Raw genomic sequence first — 25,273 nt, 5'->3', positions numbered from 1 at the left:
AAATGCCAGGTTGACGCTGTCTGCGGTTTGTGGGATGAAATGAGAAGAGGCAGGCGTGGGTACTCACGGATAGCGGGGGCAGAATCACAACTCTGGTGAGAGTATCATGAATCTAACCAATCAATCAGAGAGATTGGTTATAATCTCTCCGATTGATTTGATGCTTTATCCAGCTATGTCACCGTGCCAACAGTCAAAAGCCGCCGGCTTCCGCTTTCCTGCAGGAGCCGGCGGCTTTCTCTGTGTCAGAAGAAAAACAATGATATGGCCATGACTGGAAAAGTTTCAGAGAAATCCGGCACAGGACTGACCGGTTGCTAGAACTTGCCAGTAGCTGCCAGGTAGATCAGATAGAATATCGACATGACTGCTCCTTTCCGGATAGATACTCTGTAACCCCTTTCCTCATGTCCACTGTAACCCCTTTCTGCACAAGCACAGGACTGGAATGCCTGCACAGTGTACACCTGTTTCTGCCTTGTATCTCCAGGACTGGTCACGGCTTTCATCACCAGCATGCAGAACCACAAACACAGGAGAGTGTACACAAGGCTCAAACACCCTGCGTGCTAAAATGAGGAAAAAGAAGGAGCGAACCAACCCATGAACATGATGAACAAATACGTGGACCTGGAAAAAGTCGTGGAAGAATCCGGCCTGGCCAGCACCATGAAATCCGGCTCCCTGGCAGTCCTCGCCACGCCCCAGCTCGCAGCCTGGATGGAAGAAACCGCCTGTGCCTGTATAGGACAGGCCAATGACCTCACCGTGGAACCTGAGGAACAGGAAGCCATGACATCAGTCGGCACGAAACTCAACCTGGATCACCTCAAGGCCAGCCCCCTGGGCGCCACGATCAAAGTGCGCGCCACGCTGACCAAAGTCGATGGCCGGAAAATGGAGTTCTGGTGCGAAGCCTGGCAGGGAAACGACCTGATTGGACAGGCCAGTCACACCCGGGTCATGGTGGATGCAGCGAAATTTGTCAACAAGACCTACGGATTCAAGCAGTAACACAGACAATCAGACACAGCAAAGGCTCTGGATTTCGCCGCAATGGCCGGGACCCGGAGCTTTTTGTGTGATACCCGGTACGGCCGGTACAAATCCCATATACGAAGACAGAAGACAAAAGTTGATCTCTATTGCCAGTCGGTGGCAAGGGACTCCCATCCACCGCCCACACAAAAACCCCGGTCGGCCAGGCATTCTCGAATCCCGCCACCCGGGGCTTTTTGTCACGCAGCGTCCAACCGGTGATCCAGTCAAGTCATGGAACCGGATCCGCAGCAGGGTCCTTATTCAGCCGGAAATCCCACCTGCACCATGATGTGCTTCACCGTACCGATATCCTCGGACTTGATGTCATCAATGTCATACAGCAGATCGCTGTCTTCATCCACACCCAGGATCTCATACGTGTTGTCCTCCAGATCCCGGAGCACACACATCGACCTTGCACCATCCGTGTATTCGTTCTCCACCGTTACATCATTGTCGTTCTTCTGATGATCGTACGACGTACGGGCATTCGGGATATACTCCACATCCGCACCCAGGAAACTGTTGCCGTTTGTCGCATCGAACGAAACCTCATGCAGCTCCGCCTCGTAGTCCGACACCGTGAACCCCGCATCCTTCAGCCCCTGATGCAGCCTGTCGGCGTTTTTGCTCACCGCATCAGAGCTATCGGTCGTCGTGGTGTTCGCCGTACCCTTTGATTCCGTCGTGTCCTTCACATCCGTGTTCGTATCCGCCGATGTGTCCTGTTTCTTGAAAGCATCCTGCTGTTCCTGTACAGGTTCCTTCGCCTGAGTGGTACCCTGTGCCACTGAATTCGTGCAGCCCGCCAACGCAAGCAGACCCGCACAGGCAATGAGTGTCCATGATTTCATGAAATGCGCCCCCTTATGCCTCCATTATAGAAGAGACCCATCCCCAAACCCCGGGACCTGCCCGACAGAACCTGCCACAGTCTGAAATGTATCGTTTTCCCTGCCGATGGTGGCTGAAAAGCCCCGGTTTCAAAAGTTCCCCTGCCGATGATGGTCAGACAGGCCTGTCTTTCCAAACGATGCTCCCGGCTTCATCAATGGATGGCATCATCCATCATCACCCGGACTTATGCCGGCTTATGCCCGACGGAAGCCGCCATCGGCCTCTTTCACCATCAGCACCGGCAACCACGGCATTTTCCTGTTTTGGCAATCAATGGTACAGTGAACCCATGAAACATATTGTGCTGTCGATCCTCGCACATGTGGATGCGGGGAAAACCACGTTGATAGAAAGCCTGCTGTATACAGCGGGGGCCATCCGCCACCCCGGGCGGGTGGACAAACAGACAACGGTGCTGGATGACGACATCCAGGAACGGGAGCGGGGGATCACGATTTACGCCAAGGAGGCGGGATTTGCCTGGCGGGACACCGGGGTGCAGGTCATTGACACACCGGGGCATGCGGATTTCTCCAGCGAAATGGAGCGCGGGCTCTCGGCGGCGGATCTTGCGGTGGTCATTGTCTCGGGCCTGGACGGTGTGCAGTCGCATACGAAAACCATCTGGCGGCTGCTGGAGGCCGGGGGAATTCCCGCGCTGGTGTTTGTGAACAAAATGGATCTCGCCAGGCGCAGTGAGGAAGACCTGCTGGCCGATATCCAGACACAGCTCTCTGCTGCGGCGGTTCCCCTGGATCCGGAACAGATTGCCCTGACAGATGATGCCCTGCTGGAGGAATGGGACCAGACGGGGGAGATTTCCCGGGATCACATCCGTACCCGCGTGGCGGCCCGGAAGCTCTTTCCGGTGTTTTTCGGGAGCGCCCTGCATCATGAGGGGACCGCAGAGCTGCTCGATGCCCTGACAGATCTGGCACCGGAAAGGGTCTATGGCCCGGATCTGGGGGGATTTGTATACAAGCGCGATGATGCCGGTGTGCATGTGAAGGTCACCGGCGGTGTCCTGGAACCCAGGACGAAGCTGGAAGACCTCCGGTTTGATCAGGTGAAGGTGTTCCAGGGAAACAGGCTCGTGAATGCCCCCACAGGTGGCGTTCCGGCGGGGATGACAGCAGTGGTCACGGGTACAGACCTCGTTCCGGGGGATGTGTTCGGTGCCCAGGCACCGGTGGAAGGCCCGAAGCTGGTGCCGTCCATGGCGTACGAGATCCTGGTGCCGGAAGGAGCCCCGGATCTGGGGCCGGTCATGGCCCGGCTCTCGGCCCAGGACCCGACGCTGGATATCGAAAGCGACAGACGGGGGATCCGGATCCGTCTCGCGGGGGAGGTGCAGAAGGAAGTCCTCACCCGGCGCATCCGCGATCTGGCCGGCATCGATGTGGGGTTCTCTGTCGGCACCCCGGTGTATCGCGAGACCATCACCGCGCCGGTGAAGGGATACGGTCACTTTGAACCCCTGCGTCATTACGCCGAGGTGCATTTGCGGCTGGAGCCTGCAAAACCCGGGAGCGGGATCACGGTGGAGAGTGAGGTGGACACAGATACACTCTCGCCACGGTTCCAGGCACAGATCCTGTCGGCCTTGCGCCACAAGCGCCACAAAGGGGTTCTGTCGGGGAGTGACTTGACGGATGTGAAGATCACTGTCACCGCCGGAAAGGGTCACTTGAAGCACACCGAAGGCGGGGATTTTCGTCAGGCAGCGAACCGCGCGGTCCGGCAGGCGCTCATGACCGCCAGGGAAGCGGGAGAAACGGTGCTGCTGGAGCCCATGATCTCCTTTTCCATTCAGTGTGACAGCCAGTTCATCGGCACTGTCCTCTATGAGCTGGAGAAGCGGGGTGCTTCCGTGCAGGTCCAGGATGACGCCATCACCGGGAGCGGTCCCCTGCGGAACCTGGCAGATTTCCAGAATGAACTCCGTGCCCTGACCAAAGGCGGGGGAATGCTGGAACTGGGAGAGACCCAGTATGAACCGAGTCCCGACCAGGATAGGATCCTGGCGGAAATTGACTATGATCCGGTGGCGGATCTGCGCAACACACCGGACAGTGTGTTCTGTGCCGGCGGGGCGGGGTTCACGGTCCCCTGGGATGAAGCGCCGGAGCACATGCACATTCCGCTGGAGAGCGAGCGGACCGCTGGATACACCCCGGCAGGGCACCGGAATTCCGTGGTGTCGGAGGAAGAAGCCCGGAAGGCCTTTGCGGCGGTATCCGGGCGGAACAAAAACGAGAAGAAAACCGTGAAGCCGCACAAGCGGCGGGACATGGCAATGGAACAGCAGGATGTCACGCTGCATCCGCCCAAACCTGTGTGCTATGTGGTGGATGGGTACAACATCATCAACAGCTGGAGCAGTCTGAAGACACTGCCGCTGCATGATGCCAGACAGGAACTGATCCGGATCCTGTCGAGTTACCAGGGCTATCTGGGGTGCCGGATGATCCTGGTGTTCGATGGGTGGCGGGTGCAGGATAATCCCGGGTCCCGGAATATGCGGGGAGCCCTGGAGGTGGTGTACACCCGGGCGGGACAGACAGCGGATGCCTATATCGAGAAGCTGGTTTCGGTGCTCAGAAACGAGTATCAGCTGCATGTGGCGACATCCGACGGTCTGATCCAGAACTCGGTGCTGACCAAGGGTGCCAGACGGATCAGCGCCCGGGAGCTGGAGCTGGCAATTGAGCGAAGCGCGGTGATTCCCGAGGAGTACAGGCAACACGGACATGACTGACAGGCCCCTGCGGTTTGATGGTTGGCCGATGGCAACTCATCAAACTCCAGGGGCTGTTTTTGGGTTTGGTGGAAGGATGAGAATGGTGGAGAAGATAAGAATGGAGGAGATTTACCAAGGTGAGGAGTCGGGCTGGTGAATTTGGGTTATTGTTTTCTGCTGTCGGATAGTTGGGTAAGGCAACTCATCAAACTCCAGGGGCTGTTTTTGTGTTGGTGTGGTGATGGGGATGGTGGCGTTGGCAGCTTCTGCCAAACTCGGGGATGAAAACTGGCTAAACTCAGGAACGAAAACCGGCCAAACTCAGGGATGAAAACCGGCCAAACTCAGGGATGAAAACCAGCCAAACTCAGGGATGAAAACCGGCCAAACTCAGGAACGAAAATCGGCCAAACTCGGGAATGCTGTGATAATTGGGCTATAAACACAATATTCAAGGCGGAGGAGAACGATGAAAGAATACAAGCCAAGAATAGTAGATAGAATACTAAAGCGTAAGCTTAAGGGGATTGGAGCAGTTTTGATTCAAGGGCCAAAATGGTGTGGTAAAACGACAACGGCTGAACAGATAGCCGGTAGTGTTCTTTATATGGCCGATCCAAAGAATGAAGCACAGAATATGACACTTGCTGAACTGGATCCGCAACGTCTTCTGGAAGGGAAAACCCCAAGACTGATTGATGAGTGGCAGCTCGCACCCAAACTGTGGGATGCTGTCAGATATGAAGTTGATCATAGAGATGAACTTGGTCAGTTTATATTGACAGGATCTGCTGTTCCACCATCTTCGGATCATATTCGACATACCGGAACTGGGCGCTTTATCTGGCTGACTATGCGTCCAATGAGTCTTTATGAGTCACAAGAATCTACAGGAGACGTGAGCCTTGCAGAACTGTTCAACTCTCCGGAAAAAATAACGGGGACCAATACACTGGATATGGATAAACTGGCTTTTCTGACATGTCGTGGTGGCTGGCCTCTTGCAATTGGATTTACGGATGAAACGGTATTGGATCAGGCCGCAGGGTATTATGATGCAGTTGTTCATTCTGATGTTTCCCGTGCAGATGGAAGATTGAGGAATCCTGAACGGGTTAAGCTCTTCATGAAGTCCTACGCCCGAAATCAGGGAACGCAGGCAACGAGTGAAGTAATCCGTCAGGACATGGAAGCCAATGATATGAAGGCACTGGATTCCTCAACTGTTTATTCTTATATACGTGCCTTAGAGAGAATATTTGTGATAGAGGAGTTAAAAGCCTGGAATCCAAATCTGCGGTCAAAAACTACTATCAGGACTTCTAATACCAGATTTTTTGTAGATCCTTCTATTGCAGCTGCTGCCTTGGGTGTTGGCCCGGGAGATTTGACAGCTGACTTAAAGACATTCGGCCTTTTGTTTGAGGCGATGTGTATTCGTGATCTGAGAGTTTATGCTGAAGCACTCAATGGGGATGTATATCATTACCGTGATAAAACTGGGCTTGTATGTGATGCGGTTATCCATCTTCGAAATGGTTCTTATGGATTAATTGAAATAAAACTTGGAGGCGACAAACTTATCGAAGAAGGAGCAGAGAATCTTAAAAAGCTGCGAGAAAAGCTGGATACAGAAAAGATGAAAGAACCTTCGTTTCTCATGGTATTAACCGGAACAGGTCAATATGCATATAGACGAAGTGATGGAGTTTATGTTGTACCTCTTGGTTGCCTGAAAGATTGAAGTTCCATATATTCTGAACTTTGGCAGTTTGAGGAAAGCAAGACAGCAAAGACCGGAGACTGTATGCGGCATCTTCAGAAACAGGATCCAGAGTATGAATGGACTCGTTGCCAAATTTGAAAATGCTGCTTTCCGGGGTTCAATTCAATGAAAAACTCCCTCTGGGGATCTGACGGAAGATCCCGGAGGGAGTTTGTCTTTATAATATGCATCACGACAGCCCAGCCACCATTGGCAGCAGGTGCCTACAACAGGCCAAACCACATCGCGGCGGGGAAGGCATCAAAGAGCGCCTGAGGGCTGCGGAGTTCCATATTCAGCCACCGGCTCAACAGCTGCCAGTTGGTGAGGCGCACCAGCACCGAGTCCTTCGGGCGGTGCACGACACCTTCAAACAGCCGCTCCAGCGCTTCATTGGGACCGGTTCTCACCACCAGGGTCTGGGTATAGCGCGCCTGTCTCGCCAGAAGGTTCACCAGCGCCCGGCTGTTCTCATAGGCTAGCAACTCAAAGCGGATCCCCGTCGAGACAGGCAGCGTCACGCCAAAGCCCTCGACATGCGTCCACTGATCCGCCGCCACCCAGATCCGGCGCCCGGCAGCACGCAGATATGCAAGATGCGCCTCAAACTCATCGCGGCTGAGTTCCAGCCGGATGGGAAAATTCCGGACAAATCCCTGATACACCGGATACAGATCCTCCCCGCGCCATGGCCGTACGGATCCATCCGACAGGGGTGGAATCTGTATCCTGTCGAGCCAGTACTCGCGGCATCTGGCGACGGGAAAAAAGCTGCGTTTTTCCAGGACCTTCACCTGGTCGCTGACGGTCAAGAGCGCGAGATCGTTCGCCGAAGCCTGTGCAATGACGGCTTCCATGAGTTTCCCGAAACACCGCTGGAGGCGGTAATCCGGGTGGGTACAGAAAAGAACCGGCACTGATACCGTCAGCTGCCGGTTTGTGAGATGAAGGACACGGTGTTTGACCTGAATGCAGGACACGGGGCGGTCATCCCGGATCATGACGAACATATTCTCCGGATCATAAATGTGGTCCATCCAGGCTCCGACTTCTTTCTCGGACATCCCAATCATGGATTTTTCCAGAAGGTCCCGGATTTCGTCATCCAGACCCAGGGACTCACTGCGGATCACGTGTGTCATCCCTGACCTCCACCTCCGTGTATTCTGCATCAATGGAATCCGGGCGGGCTGCCCGTTTTTCAATTTCGGGGTTCCGGTTCATGGCGCCGCCCTGCCCTGGGTTGGACGACCTGTAGTAGTAGAATGTCCGGCCATTTCCACCCATGCCGCTGCCCATTCCGGTCTGCCGACGGGGTCGAAAGCTGTTCACCAGTGCGGAAACCAGCCAGATGATGAGAAACACCGGCAGCAGGTACATCATGGCCGGCAGGAATACCATCAAAAACAGAAATATCATGAAAATCATCAGCAGTCCGCTCATGAATCATTCTCCTCTCCAGAAAAACCGGCAGCCGGGCTGCCGGCCTGTATTCTTTGATACCTTCAGTATAAGCTGCGGGTGTCGCAGCACAATGTGAAAGGCATGTCAGATTTCCGTCACTTCTTCCCCCAGAAACATCGGGGTGCAGGTACCGGAGGTCAGTTCAGCAATCTCCGGCTCAATGGGATCCGGGACCAGGAACTCGTATGTTACCGTCTCTTCATACAGCGTGTCCAGGAGTTCTCCCCGCTGCGAGATCCAGTTCTCGATGCGGCCGGACAAAGCGTAGGGAACGGTGAGGCTGTAGCGGCGCATAGTCCTGGCTTCTCCAAGAACCGCGGTTTCCAGTGCGGTCTTCACCGCATCGGAATATGCCCGGACCAGGCCTCCTGTTCCCAGCAGGGTACCGCCGAAGTAGCGCACGACAGCGGCACAGATGTGATCCAGGTCTGCGCCTTCGAGCACAGAAAGGATCGGGCGTCCGGCGGTGCCCGACGGTTCGCCATCGTCACTGGAGCGTTTGAGTCCGTCTATGACCATGGCGGTGCAGACGTGTCGGGCCTGGGGATGTTCCTTGCGGATGCTGCGGATGAAGTTTCTGGCATCGTCTTCGTTTTCGGTCCGGTGCAGGTAGCACAGGAACCGGGATTTTTTCACTTCTATTTCACCCATGGTGTCGCTCAGGAGTCTCATGGAAAAATGATACCACAGCACAGACTCCGGGATTTACAAACCGGTTCGGTCTGGAATCCCGGCCTCTGTGCCGAGGGGTGGGGTGGTGAGCACTTCTTATGATCTGCGGATTCAGACCAGTACTTATTCAGTCATATCCCACTGAATCAAGGGGATCAGAACTGGATTTGAACAGAATTCACAGGATCTCCTGACATACCTGTCATCCATATTATTGTCAAAGGCGACGTGTCTGACAGACACGTCCGGTGACTGTCAGACTTGTCATATCCCGTAACCGGCAGACAGGTCGCCTGAAACTTTTTCATTCCTTCGTTGACATATGTTTTCATTCCTTTTATCATGACCTTACAACGTCAAAAAAGCGATGACGGGGAAGCGGTATCAGGAATACCTGGCATAGAGAACCGGCGGATGGTGAAAGCCGGAACAGGACCCGATACCTACTGGCCCCAGAGCCGGCAGGGGGAAGCAAGTAGTCCTGCCCGGGTATCCGCCGTTACAAGGACAGCGATTCGCCTCGGCCGATCGTGGAAAAGTGGTCACACCGACAAAAAGAGTGGTACCGCGGGTATGAAAGTGCTCGTCTCTGAATGATTTTTCAGGGACGTTTTTTTTACCCCCACACCAAAGCCGGATCCTGGTTCCCTGGAGACAGGATCACCTGAAACCACAACAGACATATCCAGAAGGAGGAACGAGTTATGATGGACGCTTCAAAATACGCACCGGGATATTACCCGGCACCGGAGAACGAATACCGCTGGGTCAGGAAAGACCACATTGAACAGGCACCTGCCTGGTGTTCCGTGGATCTGCGGGATGGCAACCAGGCCCTGGTCGTACCCATGAGCCTGGAGGAAAAAATTGAGTTTTTCCAGCTCCTGGTCAGAATCGGCTTCAAGGAAATCGAAGTCGGGTTCCCCGCAGCCAGCGAAACAGAGTATGAGTTCCTGCGTACCCTGATCGAACAGAACCTCATCCCCGAAGACGTGACCGTACAGGTCCTCACCCAGTGCCGTGATCACATCATCCGCAGGACATTCGAAGCTGTGAAAGGTGCGCCCCGTGCCGTGATCCATTTCTACAACTCCACCTCCGTTGCCCAGCGCGAGCAGGTGTTCCGGAAATCCAAAGAGGAAATCAAGCAGATCGCCGTGGAAGGCGCAAAGCTTGTCAAACAGCTCTCTCAGGAATATGAGGGCAACTTCCTCTTCGAGTATTCCCCGGAATCCTTCACCGGCACTGAACCGGAATACGCCCTGGAGGTCTGCAACGCCGTCATCGATGTCATGGAACCCACCCCCGACAGGCCCATGATCATCAACCTGCCGGTGACCGTGGAAATGAGTCTCCCGCACATTTATGCCAACCAGATCGAGTATTGCAGTGACCGCCTCCACCGCCGGGATTCCGTCATTCTGTCCACCCATCCGCATAACGACCGAGGTACCGGCATTGCCGATACGGAACTGGCACTGCTGGCAGGAGCACAGCGTGTGGAATGCTGTCTGTTCGGCAACGGCGAGCGCACAGGCAACGTGGATGCGATCACTCTGGCCATGAACATGTACTCCCACGGCGTGGATCCGAAGCTGGACTTCTCGGACATGCCCGCCATCTGCGAGGTCTATGAGAGGATCACCGACATGCAGGTATCGCCCCGGCAGCCCTATGCCGGCAGTCTGGTCTTCGCAGCATTCTCCGGCAGCCACCAGGATGCCATCGCCAAAGGCATGCACCACAGAGAAGAGAACAGCACCCACCAGTGGACTGTGCCCTATCTGCCCATCGATCCGCATGATGTATCCCGGACCTATGATGCCGATGTGATCCGCATCAACTCCCAGTCTGGCAAGGGCGGCATCGGCTACATCCTGGAAACGGCCTATGGATACAACATGCCGCCAAAGATGCGCGAGCACTTCGGGTATACCGTCAAGGCGGTCTCGGATCACAACCATGCCGAGCTCAAACCCGATGAAGTCTTCCGGATTTTTGAACAGACGTATCTCAACCGGCAGTCCCCTGTGGTGGAATTCCATGAAGCGCACTACATGCAGGGCAAGCAGATGCGCGCCACGGTCACAGTCGCAGTGGATGGACAGGAATACGAGTTCTTCGGATCCGGAAACGGCCGCATCAACGCCGTCAACAATGCCCTGAAACAGGGACTGGGTCTGGAATATACGCTGGATACTTACACTGAACACGCTCTGGACACAAATTCCAGCAGCCGGGCGGCAAGTTATGTGGGGCTGTCCTGGCCCGATGGTACGACCTCCTGGGGCGCAGGGACAGACACGGACGTCATTGTATCCAGTGTCAAGGCACTGATCTCCGCCATCAACAACCGGCCGCAGCCGGCTGACTGAGCGGCAGCGATAAGAGCATGAAGAGACTGAGGCTGCATTCAGTCAGCTCACTGCATGGCGCCTCTTTGCATCAAGTCTAGCTCATCCTCCAGCGGTTGAAATGACTGCCTGCCGCGGGCATTTCAATGGCTGGCCCGCTGCATGATGCCTCTTTGCATCAGATCATGCGGGTCATCCCACACACAATCACAACGATACCCAGAATCAACACAGACAAGCCAAGATACATATATGAACAATGACGTGTCTCATGCTCAGCCACCGGCTGACCATGAGACTTGTCAAAGAAGGAAGGAGACATTTGTTTATGCCCATGACCATGACACAGAAAATCCTGGCTGCCCACGCCGGACAGGATGAAGTCAGACCCGGACAGCTCATTATGGCCGAACTTGACGGCGTTCTCGGCAATGACATCACCACCCCCGTCGCCATCCGCGAATTCGAGAAAGCCGGATTCGACAACGTCGCAGATGCAGACCGCATCAACATCGTGCTCGACCACTTTGTGCCCAACAAAGACATCAAAGCCGCCCAGCAGTCCGCTGCCTGCCGCAAGTTTGCGAAAACCCATGACATCCCGAACTTCTTCGATGTCGGGAAAATGGGCATCGAACATGCGCTGCTCCCCGAACAGGGCATCGTGACCGCCGGCGACTGCATCATTGGCGCCGATTCCCACACCTGCACCTATGGCGCCCTGGGCGCTTTCTCCACCGGCGTGGGCAGTACGGACATGGCCGCGGGCATGGCCACCGGCAAAGCCTGGTTCAAGGTCCCGGAAGCCATCAAAGTGGAGCTCGTCGGCGAACTTCCGCCCTATGTCACCGGCAAGGACGTGATTCTTACCCTCATTGGTCAGATTGGCGTGGACGGTGCCCTCTACCGGTCCCTGGAATTCACCGGACCCGGCGTGAAGTCTCTTTCCATGGATGACCGCCTGTGCATCTGCAACATGGCCATCGAAGCCGGTGCCAAAAACGGCATCTTCCCGGTCGATGAAGTCACCGAAGCCTACCTCGAAGGGCGCAGCCGCCGTCCCTGGACAAAATACAAAGCCGATCCCGATGCGGAGTACATCCAGAGCATCACCATGGACCTGAGCCAGCTGGAACCAGTCACCGCCTGGCCCCACCTGCCGGAAAATGTGCACCCCGCTGCCGAGGCACCCATTGAAGTGGATCAGGTTGTGATCGGGTCCTGCACCAATGGCCGCATGGAGGACATGGAAGCCGCATGGGAAATCCTGAAAGGCCGCCAGGTCAAGGACGGCGTGCGTGCCATTGTGATTCCCGCCACCATGCAGATTTACAAAGAGTGTCTGAAAAAAGGCATCATCGAAGACCTCATTGATGCAGGCTGCGTCGTCTCCACCCCCACCTGCGGGCCCTGCCTGGGCGGCTATATGGGGATCCTGGCAGAAGAGGAACGCTGCATTTCCACCACCAACCGCAACTTCGTCGGCCGCATGGGTCACGTGACTTCCGAGGTCTACCTCGCCAGTCCCTATACAGCCGCAGCCAGTGCCATCATCGGGGTCATCACCGATCCCCGCACGCTGATGCAGACCGAGACACCCGTTGAAACAGAGAAGGAGGCAGCCGCATGAACAACGCCAGAGGCACTGTGTTCAAATACAACGACAATGTGGACACCGATGTGATCATCCCCGCCCGGTACCTGAACACACCGGATGCGAAGGAACTCGCAAAACACTGCATGGAAGACATCGATCCGGAATTCGTGAACAACGCCAACCCCGGTGACATCATCGTGGCGGGCTGGAACTTCGGGTGCGGCAGCAGCCGGGAACACGCCCCCCTGGCGATCAAGACCGTGGGGATCTCGGCGGTCATTGCGAAAAGCTTTGCACGGATCTTCTACCGCAATGCGATCAACATCGGGCTCCCGATCCTCGAGTGCGAAGCAGCAGCTGAAGCCATTGAAAACGGCGATGAGGTGGAAGTGAACTTCGATGAAGGGATGATCACCAACCTCACCAAAGGCGAAACCTATCAGGCGGAGCCATTTCCGGCATTCATTCAGGAAATCATTGCAGCCGGCGGCCTGCTGCCGAGCCTGAGGAGGAACGCATGAAGAAAATCGGACTGATCTGGGGCGACGGCTCCAGCCCGGAAATCATGGCCCAGGCCAAACGCGTGCTGGATGCCATACAGGATCCCGTCGATCCCTTTGTCTATACAGACATTGCCATGGGCGGGGAAGCAGTGGACAAGTATGGCGATCCCCTGCCGCAGCATGAGCTGGACAAAGCCCTGGCACAGGACAGTGTCCTGCTTGGCGCCATTGGCGGTCCCAAATGGGAAGGACTGCCCGGTCCCCAGCGCCCGGAAAAGGGCCTGCTGCGACTGCGTGAAGGCATGGAACTCTTTGCGAACGACCGCCCTGCGAAGATCTGGCCGCAGCTGGCGGATGCCTCGCCCCTGAAGAAGGAAATCACGGACAAGGGCATTGATTTTGTCATTGTGCGGGAACTGATCGGCGGGGCCTACTTTGGAAAAAAGGAAACGAAGGAAGTCAACGGCGAGCTCGTGGCGGTGGATGAAATGCCCTATTCCGAACATGAGATCGAGCGGATCGGCCGCATTGGATTCGAGACAGCCAGAAAGCGCCGGAAAAAGCTGGTGATGGTGGACAAACACAATGTGCTGGATACCAGCCGGCTCTGGGTGAAGGTCTTTGACCGCCTGAAGGAAGAGTACCCGGATGTGGAATACAGCACGATGTTCGTGGACAACGCAGCCATGCAGATCGTGAAGGACCCCAGTCAGTTTGACGTGATTGTGACGGAAAACCTGTTTGGAGACATCCTGTCCGATGAAGCCAGCCAGATCACGGGCTCCATCGGGATGATCCCTTCCAGCAGCCGCGGGAAAACAAAAAACGGGCTCTATGAGCCGATTCATGGGTCTGCACCGGATATCGCCGGTCAGGACAAGGTGAATCCCATTGCGTGCATTCTGTCTGCAGCGCTGATGCTGCGGTATGGCCTGGACATGGAAGAAGAAGCAGCCCGGATCGAGCAGGCTGTGGAAAAGGTTCTTGACCAGGGATACCGCACAGCGGATATCTGGACAGAAGGGACCACGCTGGTGGGTACAAAGGAAATGGGCGACCGGATCCTGGAAAACCTCTGACAGAAAAAAACGGGTGGTTCATCTGGTGGACCACCCGCTGTTTTTATGATCAGGATCACTAGACGGCCGATGATGGCATATCAGCGACTGCCTTTGAGTTTTGCCAGTTCTGCCTCCAACAAGGCAATCTTCTCAATCATGCTTTTGATCTCTTCGTCCTTGCGGACCACTTCCTGCTTCATCAGGATATAGTTCTCGTTGGCCTCATCACTCAGTGTTACAAAGGGCCGCCCATATTTTTTGTAGTATTCCTGTACCACACCTGGAATTTGTCTTGTCATTTTTATGCCTTCCTTTTTCAAATATTCGATTGTCTCTTCGGTTTCTGTATCAAACAGATGCCCGAGTACCTGAATGATCTCTTCATCTGAATTGTGCCATCCATGGTTCAGAAACACAACTTTCCACTCGATCATATTTTCGACACGCCCGTTGAGCTCTGTGATGTAATCATCCGGACAACCCGACCATCCAGTCCTGAATTCTCCTTCCCAGACACCAAGCCGGTGGGACAGCGGCAGGATCCAGAGTGCTTTGATGGGCTTCAATCCTTTGTAGTCACGGCTCATACCAAACGGCAGTCCTCTTTGGCGCAGGATAATACTGGCAATATAGTTCAGGGACCTTCCGCAAAGGACTTCCGGCGACAGTTCCCGCAGATTCACATCCAGCTGCACGAAATACAGCTGGTCTGTGATCATGTCCTGGATCACAACAAAATTGTCATAAATCGATTTGCCCGAACCGGGAATATTCGCTTCCGGATCGGAAGCATCCACCATCTGATCAAGAAATCCCTCCGGATCATCCGGATCCGGGCGGATGCCCTTGAAGTACTGGATTCTTGAAGCGATCTCTGCCACCGTGAATCCGCTGTACTCAGCAAAGCTGAATTTCAGAATCAGAGAAAAGATTTGTATGTCCCGCAGCATTTCCTTGGCTGCTCCATCGCTCATTGGGATTTCAGCTTGAATGGCTTCCAGGGCATGCATTGCGATGATTTCAGATTCTTCCATTCGTTCTCCTTCCTGTCCATGTGTCGACAGCTGAACCGGTACAGGAAGGATAACGGATTTTTCCGCCAAAAAAATGACAAAAACGTGAAGTCAAGACAGATGATTGCATAAAACTTCACATCTATGTCACGGAATAAAAAGCTGTCCTGACAAATCATCACCTCTCAGCAGCCTGTTGCCGAACAACTGTGTCACAGGTACGAAAGTCACATTTTTCCGGTGTCTGGCATTAAAAATCCCGGGAAGCTTTCCACCTCCCGGGTTTGTTTGTATATGCAGGCCAGGTTTCATTACCCAATCAGCGAGCTGATGACCTGACCATTGGCTACATCCACCTGCACGGTGTTGCGGTATTCTCCGTAATAGAATGTCACAGTAGCGGTATCTCCATCCATGGAAACATTCAGATCTGTCACATCAGATTCTGCCAGACCGGCGTTGCCAAGGGCCAGGCTGATGGCCGTTTCTTCCTCGGCAGAACGGGTGGTCTTTTTCTGGTCCTCTTTTTTGGATTCCTTCTTTTCGGTATTCTCCGACTTGGTTTCCTTCTGAGGCTCTTCCTGTTTTGCTGCCTGCGCCTGATCTTCCGGCGTTTTTCCTGACTCCACAGGAGCAGACTGAGGATCTTTCTGGTACTTCCGGTCTTCAATCAGACCACCGGAAGAAATCTTATAGGTAAATACACCTCGAGGGGTGTGGAACGAAACTGTAAAGCCATCTCCGTCAGCTGCAGCATCACTGGTCAGACTTGTCACATCCGCCGGCGCAAAACCGGCATCATCCAGAGCCACTTCAGCCGCATCATCTGCGGTTACTTCCGGTCCGGCTTTGCATCCTACCAGAAAAAGCAGGGATGCAGCCAGTCCTGCCCTCAATAATTTTTCAGCGTTCATTGCGGTCACCATATCCATATCCATAATAGTGCCTTGACATGAAACCGGGAACTTTGGTCATAACCGTGCCAATCAGGTTGGCACCGTTTCTTTTCAGGTCATCCACCGCTTCCCGGGCATCATTTTTGTCTGTTTCCTTTGCGCTCAGAACAAACAGCGTTCCATCAGACAAGTTTGAAATAGGCACGGCATCACTCACCGCAAAAGCAGGGGGGCAGTCAATGATCACCTGGTCAAACTGAGACCGGGCGCTGTTGATCAGACTGGCAAACCGGCGGGAACTGATGATCTCCGTCGGGTTGGGTACCCTCGATCCTGCAGACAGGAAAAACAGGGAAGACTGATCATCCAGTTCCAGTTCCTGGATTTCATCCTGTTCGAGCAGCGGATCATCCTGGCGATAGTGCGTCAGCAGATTCGTCAGGCCCTCTCCATTGGATGTACGCAGCATTTTGTGCAGAGAAGGGGTGCGCAGATCGCAGTCGATCAGCAGCACTTTCTCATACTTGTCTGCAAAAATCTTCGCCAGGTTGGAAGCCACGCTGCTTTTTCCCTCATTGGGATGCGTGGAGAGTACATTCAGCACCCGCAGTTCCGAGTCCATCTGCGAGAATTCGATGTTGGTCCGCAGCTGACGGTAAACTTCCTCCAGATTCAGCTGGTCATTGCGGTTTGTCCGCCTGGAGGAATTGTTTGAGACGTTTTTCTTTTTCTTTGCCATGGCTCCTCCTTACTTCTTTTCCAGATCCGGCAGTTCGGCATATACCGGAAGACCCAGATACTTTTCTGCTTCCTCGCGGGTTTTCAGACGCTTGTCCGTCAGCATGTGGATCACCAGGAATCCCAGTCCCAGCACCAGACCCGCCAGACCGCCAATGGCAGCATTCTTTTTGATGGAAGGTCCCACAGGTTCATAACTCAGCTTGGGCTGGTCCGTGATCTGAATGTTCTGCACATTCAGGCTGTCCTTCATCGTGTCGATGAACGTGTTGATCGTCGTCGTGGCAATCTCCTTCGACAGCCTCGGATCCTCCGTCGTCGCCGTCACCGTAATGATCTCCGTGTTGTCCGTATTCGAAATCGTCAGCGAATCCCGCACATCCTCCGTCGAAGCCAGTCCGGTCTCCTGCGCCACCAGCGACATGATGTTGTCCTGCGTCAGCAGATTCATGACATTGGACACCAGCTTCTGGTTGGAGTTCAGCGAGTTGATATCAATCTCACCCTCCTGAACCCGCGGCGTCAGAAACAGCGTGCCGCTCGCCGCATACGTCTTCGGAATCAGTGCCCAGGTCAGACCCCCTGCAACCACTGCCCCCACCACAGTCGCGCCAATCAGCATCCAGATATGCTTCTTGATCAGTTCCCAGACCTCATACAGGTCAATCGTCGTTTCATCCTCCGCACCCGGAAGCTGATTCGTTTCCTGATACTGCGAAGTTCGCTGCAGATGATGGTTTGAAGCCATACAGTCTCCTTTCATAGTCCTTTTACAGGGCTCCCCTTAAATGAAAAGGAGCCAATCGGTAAGAATATAGCATATATGGGATATAACAAAAGTCTGCATTTGACACATTCTCCCCATGCCGATGGCTGACGCCTGGCAGGGCATTCATGGGAGTCACATGGCAGACCCATTGTCACATCTCCGAAAAAACTCAACCAAACAGTCATTGAATATTAAAAAACCTGAAATTGTCGGGTTGAGCATTGCACTTGACTATGATAACATTCTTTTGTTGCTTATGTAGTATAATTTTTGAGAAATATTATGTAAGTTTACAGGAATTCATTCGGAATGAATTCCGAAAGGTTTACGGTCATTGCGCCGAAAAAGTATTTAATTTTTCTGAATAAAATAACTTCTTTCGCGTCAGATGGATTTGTGGGTTGTTAGTAGTTGCATCCTTAACCATTGATAAACGTTTCGCAACTTTCAGCCTGTTGGAACAGGAGGGTGAATGACAAAACTAGGCACAATCAAGGTTTTCATTGAGTCCGGGATCACGCTTCTCCTGTTGGTGTTCTTACCACTGGGAGTTGGACTCAAGATCAAGCTCTATATTCTCTGGCTCATCATGCAGCTCTGGTCAGGACGCTATGAAGGACAGGCTTTGCTCTACACCAATGAAATGTATCTGCTTCTCAAGAGCTTCGGTGGAATGCTGATTACATCTCTCCTGGTTCTGAACTACAGCAGAGGATTTCCCTGGGATCAGTTCGGATGGGTATGCCTGTTTATCGGAATCGACCTGCTTGCTTCCTTATATATAAACAGGTGGGCGCATATCTGGTTCTGGAACAAGGTGAAACACAACGTTCTGATTGTTGGCGCTGGTCCTACCGCTACGCAGCTTTACAACGTCTGCAAGACCAACCGGTTTTCCCTGATGGATGTAAAAGGCTTTATCAACTGCAACGACGATCCTTTTTTCCTCCACAACTACCAGAAGATCACATCTCAGAAACTTCCTGTGTGGAAAGTGAAGGATATTGAGCGAATCATCGCTGAACAGCAGATTGACGTGGTGCTGATTGCCATTCCGGAAATGGGAAGAACAGACATGAACCGGCTCTATGGACGAATTGCAAATCTAGTGGACAACATTCAGTTCCTGCCCAGGGTGGACGGACAAATCAACTTTGCCTCAAAAATCAACGACTTTGATGGCTTGCTGATGATATCCACATCTACAGGAAAGATTGGTTCCATCGAACGGGGACTGAAACGGGCTATGGATATTCTTGGATCCATACCAGGACTGCTGGTGTTGATTCCATTGACTGTCTATGTGTCTGTTTCCAATAGAAAGAACGGTGATACGGATCCAATCTTTTTTGTTCAGGAGCGAATCGGCAAAGACGGAAAACTGTTCCGGATGTACAAGTACCGGACGATGGTACCCAATGCCGAGAAGATTCTGCAGGAGCTGATGGAAACCGATGAGGACATTCGGAGAGAGTACAAAATCAATAAAAAACTGCGGAATGATCCCAGAATCACGAAAGCAGGAAAGTTCCTTCGTGAGAAAAGTCTGGATGAGTTTCCGCAGTTTATCAACGTATTCAAAGGAGATATGAGTCTGGTGGGGCCGCGCCCTATCTTCCAGGAGAAAAGGAAGATATGGGTGAGATTTATGAGGATGTTATTGGGACAAAGCCAGGGATTACCGGAATGTGGCAGACCCATGGCCGAAGTGATGTGACTTTTGAGGAAAGACTGGATTTGGATAGCTTCTATTTCAGAAACTACAGTCTGTGGTTGGATATCACTTTGCTTTTGCGAACGGTGAAAACGATTCTTAGTCGAGGAGAAAAGACTCAAGCTTGTTAGACCCGTATCTATGGGGTGATAGAGATGTGTTCCTTTAAAAAAGCTAAACGAAATGGTTATGGGGATTAAAGATGAGTGAAAAATTAAGGATTGCTATGTTCGGCCAGAAACGTCTATCCAGAGAAGGTGGAGTAGAAATTGTAGTAAAGGAACTCTGTACTCGAATGGTAAGAGAAGGACATGAAGTGACTTGTTTTAATAGAAGCGGCCATCATGTTAGCGGGGCAGAGTATGATGAAGAATTGGTTGAATATGATGGGATTAGCCAAAAAGCGGTTCCGACAATTCATAGGAAAGGACTTGCGGCTGTAAGTTCGTCCTTTTTTTCTGCACTCTACAGTGGGCTTGGGAAATTTGATCTCGTGCACATCCACGCTGAAGGACCTGCGTTTTTTTTCTTGGATACCAAAGTTCCTTGGCAAGAAAGTGATTGTTACTATCCATGGGGAGTGTGAAATAATACGCGGCTGTCATAATAGGGACAAGGGTACGGCAGAGAATGAAAGGCTCCGCGCCCCGAAGTTCATATTTTCTTACCCGAAGAATGAACGATTAATCTTTCTGTGTGGCAGAAATGCTGCACAGGAAGAAATCTCGACCATGAGGGTGGGGTGACAGCCAGCGGACAGGTGAACAAGCCTGTCTGCTCTTTGTGTTGGCTGAAATATAGATGAAGAAATTGAGTGGGATTGTGTGTGGGAAAGAATTATGAGTAAGAAACTTGCGATTGCGATGTTCGGACAGAAGCGATTATCAAGAGAGGGCGGAGTAGAGATCGTTGTCAAAGAACTCTGCACCCGAATGGCACAGAATGGCTGTGACGTGACTTGCTACAACAGAGCAGGCCATCATGTGAGTGGTGCAGAATATGACGATGCTGGTAAAACGGAGTACGAGGGAATCCGTCAGAAGTCTGTTCCGACCATTGAGCGGCGTGGACTTGCTGCAGTCAGCTCTTCATTTTTCGCGGCTCTTTACAGTGCGTTTGGAAAATACGATGTAGTGCATATCCACGCCGAAGGACCGGCCTTCTTTACATGGCTGCCAAAGATGTTTGGGAAAAGAGTTGTAGTTACCGTTCATGGCATTGACTGGCAGCGCGAGAAATGGCAATCAGGACTTGGCTCTAAGTTTATCCACCAAGGCGAAAAAAATGCTGCGAAATATGCGGACGAGGTCATTGTTCTGAGCAAAGGCGTGCAGGACTATTTCAAGGAAACCTATGGTAGAGAAACTCACTTCATTCCCAATGGTGTAAATAGACCGCAGATTCGGGAAGCGAAGCTAATCAAGGAGCATTTTCGACTGGAAAAAGACTCCTACATCCTGTTCCTCGGTCGTCTGGTGCCGGAAAAAGGCATTCGATATCTGGTTGGGGCATTCAAGAACGTTAAGACGGATAAAAAGCTGGTCATTGCAGGCGGCTCCAGTGATACGGATTCCTTTATGGAGGAATTGAAAGAACTAGCGAAGGGCGATGATCTGATTCTCTTTACCGGGTTTGTACAGGGAGCAATGCTGGATGAGTTGTACAGTAATGCTTATACCTATACGCTGCCGTCTGATCTGGAAGGGATGCCCCTGAGTCTGTTGGAAGCGATGAGCTACGGCAATTGCTGTCTGGTTTCCGATATTCCAGAGTGTACAGAGGTTGTGGAAGATAAGGCGCTGATTTTCAAAAAGTCGGATGTAAAGGACTTGCAAGAAAAACTGCAAGATGCTTGTGACCATCCGGAAATGGTTATGAAAATGAAGAAGCAGGCAGCTGACTTTATCTGCAAGAAATACAATTGGGACGAAGTTGTACAGGAAACGATGAAGTTATATAGAAAATGAGGCAGAAAACTGGTGTCTCGGCTATTCCAACAAATGTTGTGAAATGAAATATAGAATAAGGAGAAAAATAACGTGAAGACGCTGATTTTGAATAATCTCCTCTAACCGAACGCAGGTAGTGAGATGTACATAGTGAAAACACTTGAAAAACAGCGTATTTACGGCACTTTTCGAGATGGGCTGGGAGCTGCAAGAGCAGTTTTAATCTCGCTACCTAGGTTCAGCAACAGCAGATGAAATTATCATAAGAACTTTCAGTATCACTACCTGCGTTTGTATGGAGCACACTGGTTTATGAACAACACATTGGAAGTGCTTCATCTGAACAGAGGTAGTGAAATAAAGCATAGAACAAGGAGAAATTTAACGTGAGGACGCTGATTTTGAATAAATTCCTGCACCGAAACGGCGGAAGTGAGACGTATATATTCAAATTGGGTGAGGCGCTGGAGCAGCACGGACACGAGGTTCAGTACTTCGGTATGGAGCATGAAGGCCGTTGCGTGGGCAACCGGGTCAATGCTTACACAAGTGACATGGACTTCCACGGTGGCAGCAAACTGAGCCAGCTGACCTACCCGATCAAGACCATCTACAGCAAGGAAGCACGGGTGCAGCTGAGAAAAGTTCTGGACGACTTCAAGCCGGATGTCTGTCACTCGAACAACTTCAATTACCAGTTGACACCTTCCATCATTCTGGAAATCGTGAAGTGGCGCAAGGAGACCGGAAGAGATTGTAAGATCATCTTCACGGCACATGACTACCAACTGGTTTGTCCGAACCACATGCTGAACAATCCGAACACCCATCAGAACTGTGAGAAGTGCCTCGGCGGCCATTTCGTGAACTGCATGAAAGGCAAGTGCATCCACGGCTCCACGGCAAAGTCAGCCATCGGCATGATGGAGGCTGAGTTCTGGAAGTGGAAGGGTACCTATAAGTACATTGACACAATGATCTGCTGCTCGGAGTTCATGAAGAGCAAGATGGACAGCAACCCGCTGTTTGCAACAAAGACCGTGGCAATGCACAACTTTATCGACAAGGTGGAGTGGAAAGAAACGGAAAAGAAGGATTACGTCCTCTACTTTGGCCGCTTCTCTGAAGAAAAGGGCATCGGCACACTCATCAAGGTCTGTAAGGAGCTGCCGGATGTACAGTTCATCTTCGCCGGCACTGGTCCTTTGGAAGAGACGGTAAATGGTATTAAGAATATCAAGAACGTTGGTTTCCAGAAAGGTGAGGCACTGGAAAAGCTCATCCGTGAGGCACGGTTCTCCATCTATCCGTCTGAGTGGTATGAGAACTGCCCGTTCTCCGTAATGGAATCCCAGATGTATGGCACACCGGTGCTGGGAGCGAACATCGGTGGCATCCCGGAACTGATTCAGGTTGGCAAGACCGGCGAGCTGTTTGAGAGCGGTAATGCCGAAGATCTGAAGAAGAAGATCGAGAAGCTCTGGAGTGATAAGAAGCTGTGTGAGCAGTATAGCAAGAACTGTAAGGACATCAGCTTCGATACCATTGATGAGTATTACGAGAAAATTATGAAGGTGTATCAGTAAGGGAGGGGGACAGGCCGATGGTTTATATGCTGTTTGATAACCCGGCAGATAAACAGAATATGACATTTCTGAACAGCTATGAAACAGCCAAGATTCGGCAGGTTTATCCTCATCAGAAATGTAGTTCCACTAAAGAAATGCTGGCAGCCTGCAAGGATATAATCAAGAAGTCAGCCGATGGCGACACTATCATCTGCTGGTATGACTTCATGGCAGTTTTGTGCTGGTGGCTGTGTAAAGTGCAGTTCAAAAATAGAAAAATCATTGCACTGAATATTTTGCTTAAAGATAAAGCAACTACTAAGAACAAGTTGGCGAAGCTCTTATACAAGCCGGTTCTGATATCAAAAAAGGTTCAAGCGACTGTGACCTCTAAGAAGTACGGTGAACACTTGAACGAAATGCTCGGAATCCATAAGAGATACACACTGCTGCACGACACCTATCATGGTGGTTACAGCATCGAATATGAAGGCGAAGTAGTGCCGAATAGTGTATTCTGCGGCGGACGGAACGGTCGCGACTGGGAGTTTCTGATTAGAATTGCACAGACGATGCCGGAAGTTACATTCAACTGTGTTATGCCGAAGGATAAGTTTGAAGAGTACAAAGAGAACTTCGGCAAAAATATGGTGGTGAAGTCGGATATTCCTGAACAGGAATTCCTTGAGTTCATGTGTCAGTCACAGCTGGTAGTTACGCCGTTGGATACGGAGGCACCGGCCGGATTGATTGCTTTTTACCAGGCAGCCGCCAATGGGAAGATGGCAATCACGTCGGATACGGTAACTACACAGGAGTATTCCGCCGATGGCAGAGGTGCTTTATGTGGTAAGGATGTAGAAGACTGGAAAAATACAATCCAGTACTTCTTGCAGCATAGAGAAGAAGCTAATGCTATTGCGGAGAAGTTTAAGAACTTCCTTGAAAGTGAGTGTTCAGAGGAAAAATATGCGAAGACACTGTGGGGGATGCTTGTGGGATGAAAGAGAGATATGAGGGAATAGATGGATTGAAGGCGTATGCCATCATTGGCATTGCACTGATGCACGTCCTCGCAAATGGAGAATATGGGATAGGAGGATTTGTGTTTGAGAGGCTGATACCATCTTTCACAAACCTCGTTTTCCTTTTTATGATGGTCAGCAGCTTTGGCATGTGCTGCGGCTACTACCAGAAATTCAAGGATCAGAAAATTGGTGTGGGAGAGTTCTACAACAAAAGGTACAGCAAGATCTGGCCATATTTCGCGTTGCTTTGTGTGCTGGACTTCGTAATGTCACCTAGTAAAAGTGCGTTGTATGAGGTCTTTGCAAACCTGACACTCTGCCAGGGATTTTTGCCGAATATGAACATATCGGTTATCGGTGTGAGTTGGACTTTGGCAGTGATTTTTGTGTTTTATCTGCTGTTTCCTTTTCTTGATAGACTACCAAGCTCAGTTAATAGCTTATCACGCATAAATAGCGCCAGTAATAATGCGATACTTGAATCAGGAAGAGAGGCACCCTATGTTCAAGAAATCGCTGTTCAAAGACCTGACTTTTGCTGATATCCATGCCCAGTATTCAGACCCCCATGACGCAGAACGCTTCTTCTTTGATCTGAAGTGGAAGGATGGTTTTGTGTGCTCAAAGTGCGGTCATACCCACTACACGACTGTTGTACGAAAAAACGGCTCTCTCAGAACTGTCTATCAGTGCGCTCACTGTGGTCATCAGGAATCTGTCACTGCCGGGACAGCGCTGGAAAGCACCAAGGCTCCTCTGTTTTCCTGGATCCTCGTGATGTTCGCCTATGTTATCTCCAAGACGGGAACTTCTGCCAAATACATCAGTGATCTGACAGGTGTCAGCTACCACACCACAAAACTCATGCTTCGCAAGATCAAACAGGCTCAGAAGCAGGACAACGAAACTCACATAGCCGTTGATTGCGATGCGATCGAACTGGATGTCTTTTCCTATGGCGGAAAGAAGCATGGAAAGCGTGGATGGGGAGCAGAAGGTAAAGTCAATGTGGCTGCAGCTGTGATCAAACACTATGTCTGGGACGACATGGATGGTGATGAGGAAGTATTCGAAGCCACAGATGCTGTCAAATTCAGAATCGTTCACAGCGAGAATAAGGCAGAACTGAAGAAGTTTCTGGAAGAAGAAGTCCCCAGTGACTGTGTAGTGCATTGTGACCGGAGTTCGGCCAACCTGGCTCTGGATATAGCCGGCAAACTGGTGGATGCCCAAAAGTTCGAAGTGGATACAGATCATCTGTCCTCTCTGGATCACATCATTTCCAACTTCAGAAGCAAGGTACAGGGGACTGCACACGGGATCGCACTGCAGTTTCTGGAGAACGAATTAGCAGACTTCGAGTGGAAACTGAGTCGCCGGAAATGGAAGAAAAAGAGTATCTTTGCATCACTGGGAAGAACTCTAATCAGCGGTGCTCACCAGACCCGGCAGGGTATGATCGACTACTTTAAAGACGTCCAGAAACAACTGGTTGCAGCTTAGC

General features: G+C 51.8%; 21 protein-coding genes and 1 pseudogene. 14 read left to right on the top strand and 8 right to left on the bottom strand.

From position 1 onward, the window contains the following. Positions 1–603: 603 nt before the first annotated feature. Positions 604–1,014 carry a thioesterase family protein gene (locus tag aalo17_RS10175; protein WP_067559038.1) on the top strand — a complete coding sequence of 137 codons (411 nt, stop codon included), beginning with the start codon at positions 604–606 and terminating at the stop codon, positions 1,012–1,014. A 284-nt stretch (positions 1,015–1,298) separates the two neighbouring features. Here aalo17_RS10175 and aalo17_RS10170 read toward each other — a convergent pair whose 3' ends face one another. Beyond that, positions 1,299–1,895 (bottom strand): hypothetical protein, encoded by a 597-nt coding sequence (locus aalo17_RS10170; RefSeq protein ID WP_067559036.1) that lies wholly within the window; start codon positions 1,893–1,895, stop codon positions 1,299–1,301. A 332-nt stretch (positions 1,896–2,227) separates the two neighbouring features. On the opposite strand from aalo17_RS10170, the gene aalo17_RS10165 reads away from it, so the two are divergent. Both aalo17_RS10165 and aalo17_RS10160 read left to right on the top strand, forming a co-directional pair. Then, a complete protein-coding gene (locus aalo17_RS10165; RefSeq protein WP_067559033.1) occupies positions 2,228–4,696 on the top strand; it encodes a translation factor GTPase family protein in 2,469 nt (822 codons plus the stop codon). 451 nt (positions 4,697–5,147) lie between these two features. Next, complete coding sequence (locus tag aalo17_RS10160) at positions 5,148–6,422, top strand: ATP-binding protein (protein WP_067559026.1); 1,275 nt, start codon at positions 5,148–5,150, stop codon at positions 6,420–6,422. Positions 6,423–6,667: 245 nt separating this feature from the next. On the opposite strand, the gene aalo17_RS10155 is transcribed toward aalo17_RS10160, so the two are convergent. From aalo17_RS10155 to aalo17_RS10145, 3 genes are all read right to left on the bottom strand, one after another. Next, positions 6,668–7,585 carry a GNAT family N-acetyltransferase gene (locus tag aalo17_RS10155; protein WP_067559025.1) on the bottom strand — a complete coding sequence of 306 codons (918 nt, stop codon included), beginning with the start codon at positions 7,583–7,585 and terminating at the stop codon, positions 6,668–6,670. Further along, complete coding sequence (locus aalo17_RS10150) at positions 7,563–7,886, bottom strand: hypothetical protein (RefSeq protein ID WP_067559024.1); 324 nt, start codon at positions 7,884–7,886, stop codon at positions 7,563–7,565. The genes aalo17_RS10155 and aalo17_RS10150 overlap by 23 nt, the downstream gene beginning before the upstream one ends. Positions 7,887–7,991: 105 nt before the next feature. After that, positions 7,992–8,579 (bottom strand): YigZ family protein, encoded by a 588-nt coding sequence (locus aalo17_RS10145; RefSeq protein ID WP_067559022.1) that lies wholly within the window; start codon positions 8,577–8,579, stop codon positions 7,992–7,994. A 704-nt stretch (positions 8,580–9,283) separates the two neighbouring features. Here aalo17_RS10145 and aalo17_RS10140 point away from each other — a divergent pair. The 4 genes from aalo17_RS10140 to leuB all read left to right on the top strand — a co-directional run bounded on the left by aalo17_RS10140 (position 9,284) and on the right by leuB (position 14,112). Then, a complete protein-coding gene (locus aalo17_RS10140) occupies positions 9,284–10,954 on the top strand; it encodes a 2-isopropylmalate synthase (protein ID WP_067559014.1) in 1,671 nt (556 codons plus the stop codon). Between the two features lie 307 nt (positions 10,955–11,261). Further along, on the top strand, positions 11,262–12,563 hold the full coding sequence (gene leuC / locus aalo17_RS10135) for a 3-isopropylmalate dehydratase large subunit (RefSeq protein ID WP_067559011.1): 1,302 nt from the start codon (positions 11,262–11,264) through the stop codon (positions 12,561–12,563). After that, positions 12,560–13,051, top strand: coding sequence for a 3-isopropylmalate dehydratase small subunit (gene leuD / locus aalo17_RS10130; protein ID WP_067559008.1), 492 nt, complete (start codon positions 12,560–12,562; stop codon positions 13,049–13,051). The genes leuC and leuD overlap by 4 nt, the downstream gene beginning before the upstream one ends. After that, entirely contained in the window at positions 13,048–14,112 is a 1,065-nt protein-coding gene (gene leuB, locus aalo17_RS10125) for a 3-isopropylmalate dehydrogenase (RefSeq protein ID WP_067559005.1), read from the top strand. Before leuD ends, leuB begins: the two co-directional genes overlap by 4 nt. Positions 14,113–14,192: 80 nt before the next feature. Here the strand turns inward: leuB and aalo17_RS10120 are convergent, their stop codons facing one another. The 4 genes from aalo17_RS10120 to aalo17_RS10105 all read right to left on the bottom strand — a co-directional run bounded on the left by aalo17_RS10120 (position 14,193) and on the right by aalo17_RS10105 (position 17,504). Further along, positions 14,193–15,128 carry a hypothetical protein gene (locus aalo17_RS10120; protein ID WP_067559002.1) on the bottom strand — a complete coding sequence of 312 codons (936 nt, stop codon included), beginning with the start codon at positions 15,126–15,128 and terminating at the stop codon, positions 14,193–14,195. Between the two features lie 290 nt (positions 15,129–15,418). After that, complete coding sequence (locus aalo17_RS10115) at positions 15,419–16,021, bottom strand: hypothetical protein (protein WP_067558998.1); 603 nt, start codon at positions 16,019–16,021, stop codon at positions 15,419–15,421. Next, on the bottom strand, positions 16,011–16,742 hold the full coding sequence (locus aalo17_RS10110) for a CpsD/CapB family tyrosine-protein kinase (RefSeq protein WP_067558995.1): 732 nt from the start codon (positions 16,740–16,742) through the stop codon (positions 16,011–16,013). The genes aalo17_RS10115 and aalo17_RS10110 overlap by 11 nt, the downstream gene beginning before the upstream one ends. A 9-nt stretch (positions 16,743–16,751) precedes the next feature. Then, positions 16,752–17,504 carry a YveK family protein gene (locus aalo17_RS10105; protein WP_082743372.1) on the bottom strand — a complete coding sequence of 251 codons (753 nt, stop codon included), beginning with the start codon at positions 17,502–17,504 and terminating at the stop codon, positions 16,752–16,754. 478 nt (positions 17,505–17,982) lie between these two features. On the opposite strand from aalo17_RS10105, the pseudogene aalo17_RS10100 reads away from it, so the two are divergent. The 7 genes and pseudogenes from aalo17_RS10100 to aalo17_RS10070 all read left to right on the top strand — a co-directional run bounded on the left by aalo17_RS10100 (position 17,983) and on the right by aalo17_RS10070 (position 25,272). After that, positions 17,983–19,355 (top strand): annotated as a pseudogene (locus aalo17_RS10100) (sugar transferase). 71 nt (positions 19,356–19,426) lie between these two features. After that, positions 19,427–19,810, top strand: coding sequence for a glycosyltransferase (locus tag aalo17_RS12460; protein ID WP_203225819.1), 384 nt, complete (start codon positions 19,427–19,429; stop codon positions 19,808–19,810). A 253-nt stretch (positions 19,811–20,063) separates the two neighbouring features. Beyond that, positions 20,064–21,191: a glycosyltransferase family 4 protein gene (locus aalo17_RS10090; protein ID WP_067558979.1), complete on the top strand. Its 1,128-nt coding sequence runs from the start codon at positions 20,064–20,066 to the stop codon at positions 21,189–21,191. A gap of 368 nt (positions 21,192–21,559) precedes the next feature. Beyond that, positions 21,560–22,759 carry a glycosyltransferase family 4 protein gene (locus tag aalo17_RS10085; RefSeq protein WP_067558977.1) on the top strand — a complete coding sequence of 400 codons (1,200 nt, stop codon included), beginning with the start codon at positions 21,560–21,562 and terminating at the stop codon, positions 22,757–22,759. A 17-nt stretch (positions 22,760–22,776) separates the two neighbouring features. Further along, positions 22,777–23,745, top strand: a complete 969-nt coding sequence (locus aalo17_RS10080; protein WP_067558974.1) for a glycosyltransferase family protein — start codon at positions 22,777–22,779, stop codon at positions 23,743–23,745. Further along, on the top strand, positions 23,742–24,311 hold the full coding sequence (locus aalo17_RS10075) for an acyltransferase family protein (protein ID WP_067558971.1): 570 nt from the start codon (positions 23,742–23,744) through the stop codon (positions 24,309–24,311). The genes aalo17_RS10080 and aalo17_RS10075 overlap by 4 nt, the downstream gene beginning before the upstream one ends. Beyond that, positions 24,271–25,272 (top strand): transposase, encoded by a 1,002-nt coding sequence (locus tag aalo17_RS10070; RefSeq protein WP_067554483.1) that lies wholly within the window; start codon positions 24,271–24,273, stop codon positions 25,270–25,272. The genes aalo17_RS10075 and aalo17_RS10070 overlap by 41 nt, the downstream gene beginning before the upstream one ends. Position 25,273: the final 1 nt, after the last annotated feature.

The organism is Faecalibaculum rodentium, from assembly GCF_001564455.1.
Lineage (GTDB): Bacteria > Bacillota_I > Bacilli_A > Erysipelotrichales > Erysipelotrichaceae > Faecalibaculum > Faecalibaculum rodentium.
The sequence above is the reverse complement of the archived record's forward strand: the minus strand, read 5'-3'. Positions and strand labels throughout refer to the sequence as shown.

What these genes read in the sequence shown, in the direction of transcription:
- aalo17_RS10105 (WP_082743372.1), bottom strand. Translation starts at nt 17,504, where the DNA reads ATGAAAGGAGACTGTATGGCTTCAAACCATCATCTGCAGCGAACTTCG.
- aalo17_RS10110 (WP_067558995.1), bottom strand. Translation starts at nt 16,742, where the DNA reads ATGGCAAAGAAAAAGAAAAACGTCTCAAACAATTCCTCCAGGCGGACA.
- aalo17_RS10090 (WP_067558979.1), top strand. Translation starts at nt 20,064, where the DNA reads ATGAGTAAGAAACTTGCGATTGCGATGTTCGGACAGAAGCGATTATCA.
- aalo17_RS10170 (WP_067559036.1), bottom strand. Translation starts at nt 1,895, where the DNA reads ATGAAATCATGGACACTCATTGCCTGTGCGGGTCTGCTTGCGTTGGCG.
- aalo17_RS10120 (WP_067559002.1), bottom strand. Translation starts at nt 15,128, where the DNA reads ATGGAAGAATCTGAAATCATCGCAATGCATGCCCTGGAAGCCATTCAA.
- leuC (WP_067559011.1), top strand. Translation starts at nt 11,262, where the DNA reads ATGCCCATGACCATGACACAGAAAATCCTGGCTGCCCACGCCGGACAG.
- aalo17_RS10145 (WP_067559022.1), bottom strand. Translation starts at nt 8,579, where the DNA reads ATGAGACTCCTGAGCGACACCATGGGTGAAATAGAAGTGAAAAAATCC.
- aalo17_RS10115 (WP_067558998.1), bottom strand. Translation starts at nt 16,021, where the DNA reads ATGAACGCTGAAAAATTATTGAGGGCAGGACTGGCTGCATCCCTGCTT.
- aalo17_RS12460 (WP_203225819.1), top strand. Translation starts at nt 19,427, where the DNA reads ATGAGTGAAAAATTAAGGATTGCTATGTTCGGCCAGAAACGTCTATCC.
- aalo17_RS10150 (WP_067559024.1), bottom strand. Translation starts at nt 7,886, where the DNA reads ATGAGCGGACTGCTGATGATTTTCATGATATTTCTGTTTTTGATGGTA.
- aalo17_RS10140 (WP_067559014.1), top strand. Translation starts at nt 9,284, where the DNA reads ATGATGGACGCTTCAAAATACGCACCGGGATATTACCCGGCACCGGAG.
- aalo17_RS10175 (WP_067559038.1), top strand. Translation starts at nt 604, where the DNA reads ATGAACATGATGAACAAATACGTGGACCTGGAAAAAGTCGTGGAAGAA.
- aalo17_RS10160 (WP_067559026.1), top strand. Translation starts at nt 5,148, where the DNA reads ATGAAAGAATACAAGCCAAGAATAGTAGATAGAATACTAAAGCGTAAG.
- leuD (WP_067559008.1), top strand. Translation starts at nt 12,560, where the DNA reads ATGAACAACGCCAGAGGCACTGTGTTCAAATACAACGACAATGTGGAC.
- aalo17_RS10080 (WP_067558974.1), top strand. Translation starts at nt 22,777, where the DNA reads ATGGTTTATATGCTGTTTGATAACCCGGCAGATAAACAGAATATGACA.
- leuB (WP_067559005.1), top strand. Translation starts at nt 13,048, where the DNA reads ATGAAGAAAATCGGACTGATCTGGGGCGACGGCTCCAGCCCGGAAATC.
- aalo17_RS10070 (WP_067554483.1), top strand. Translation starts at nt 24,271, where the DNA reads ATGTTCAAGAAATCGCTGTTCAAAGACCTGACTTTTGCTGATATCCAT.
- aalo17_RS10165 (WP_067559033.1), top strand. Translation starts at nt 2,228, where the DNA reads ATGAAACATATTGTGCTGTCGATCCTCGCACATGTGGATGCGGGGAAA.
- aalo17_RS10155 (WP_067559025.1), bottom strand. Translation starts at nt 7,585, where the DNA reads ATGACACACGTGATCCGCAGTGAGTCCCTGGGTCTGGATGACGAAATC.
- aalo17_RS10075 (WP_067558971.1), top strand. Translation starts at nt 23,742, where the DNA reads ATGAAAGAGAGATATGAGGGAATAGATGGATTGAAGGCGTATGCCATC.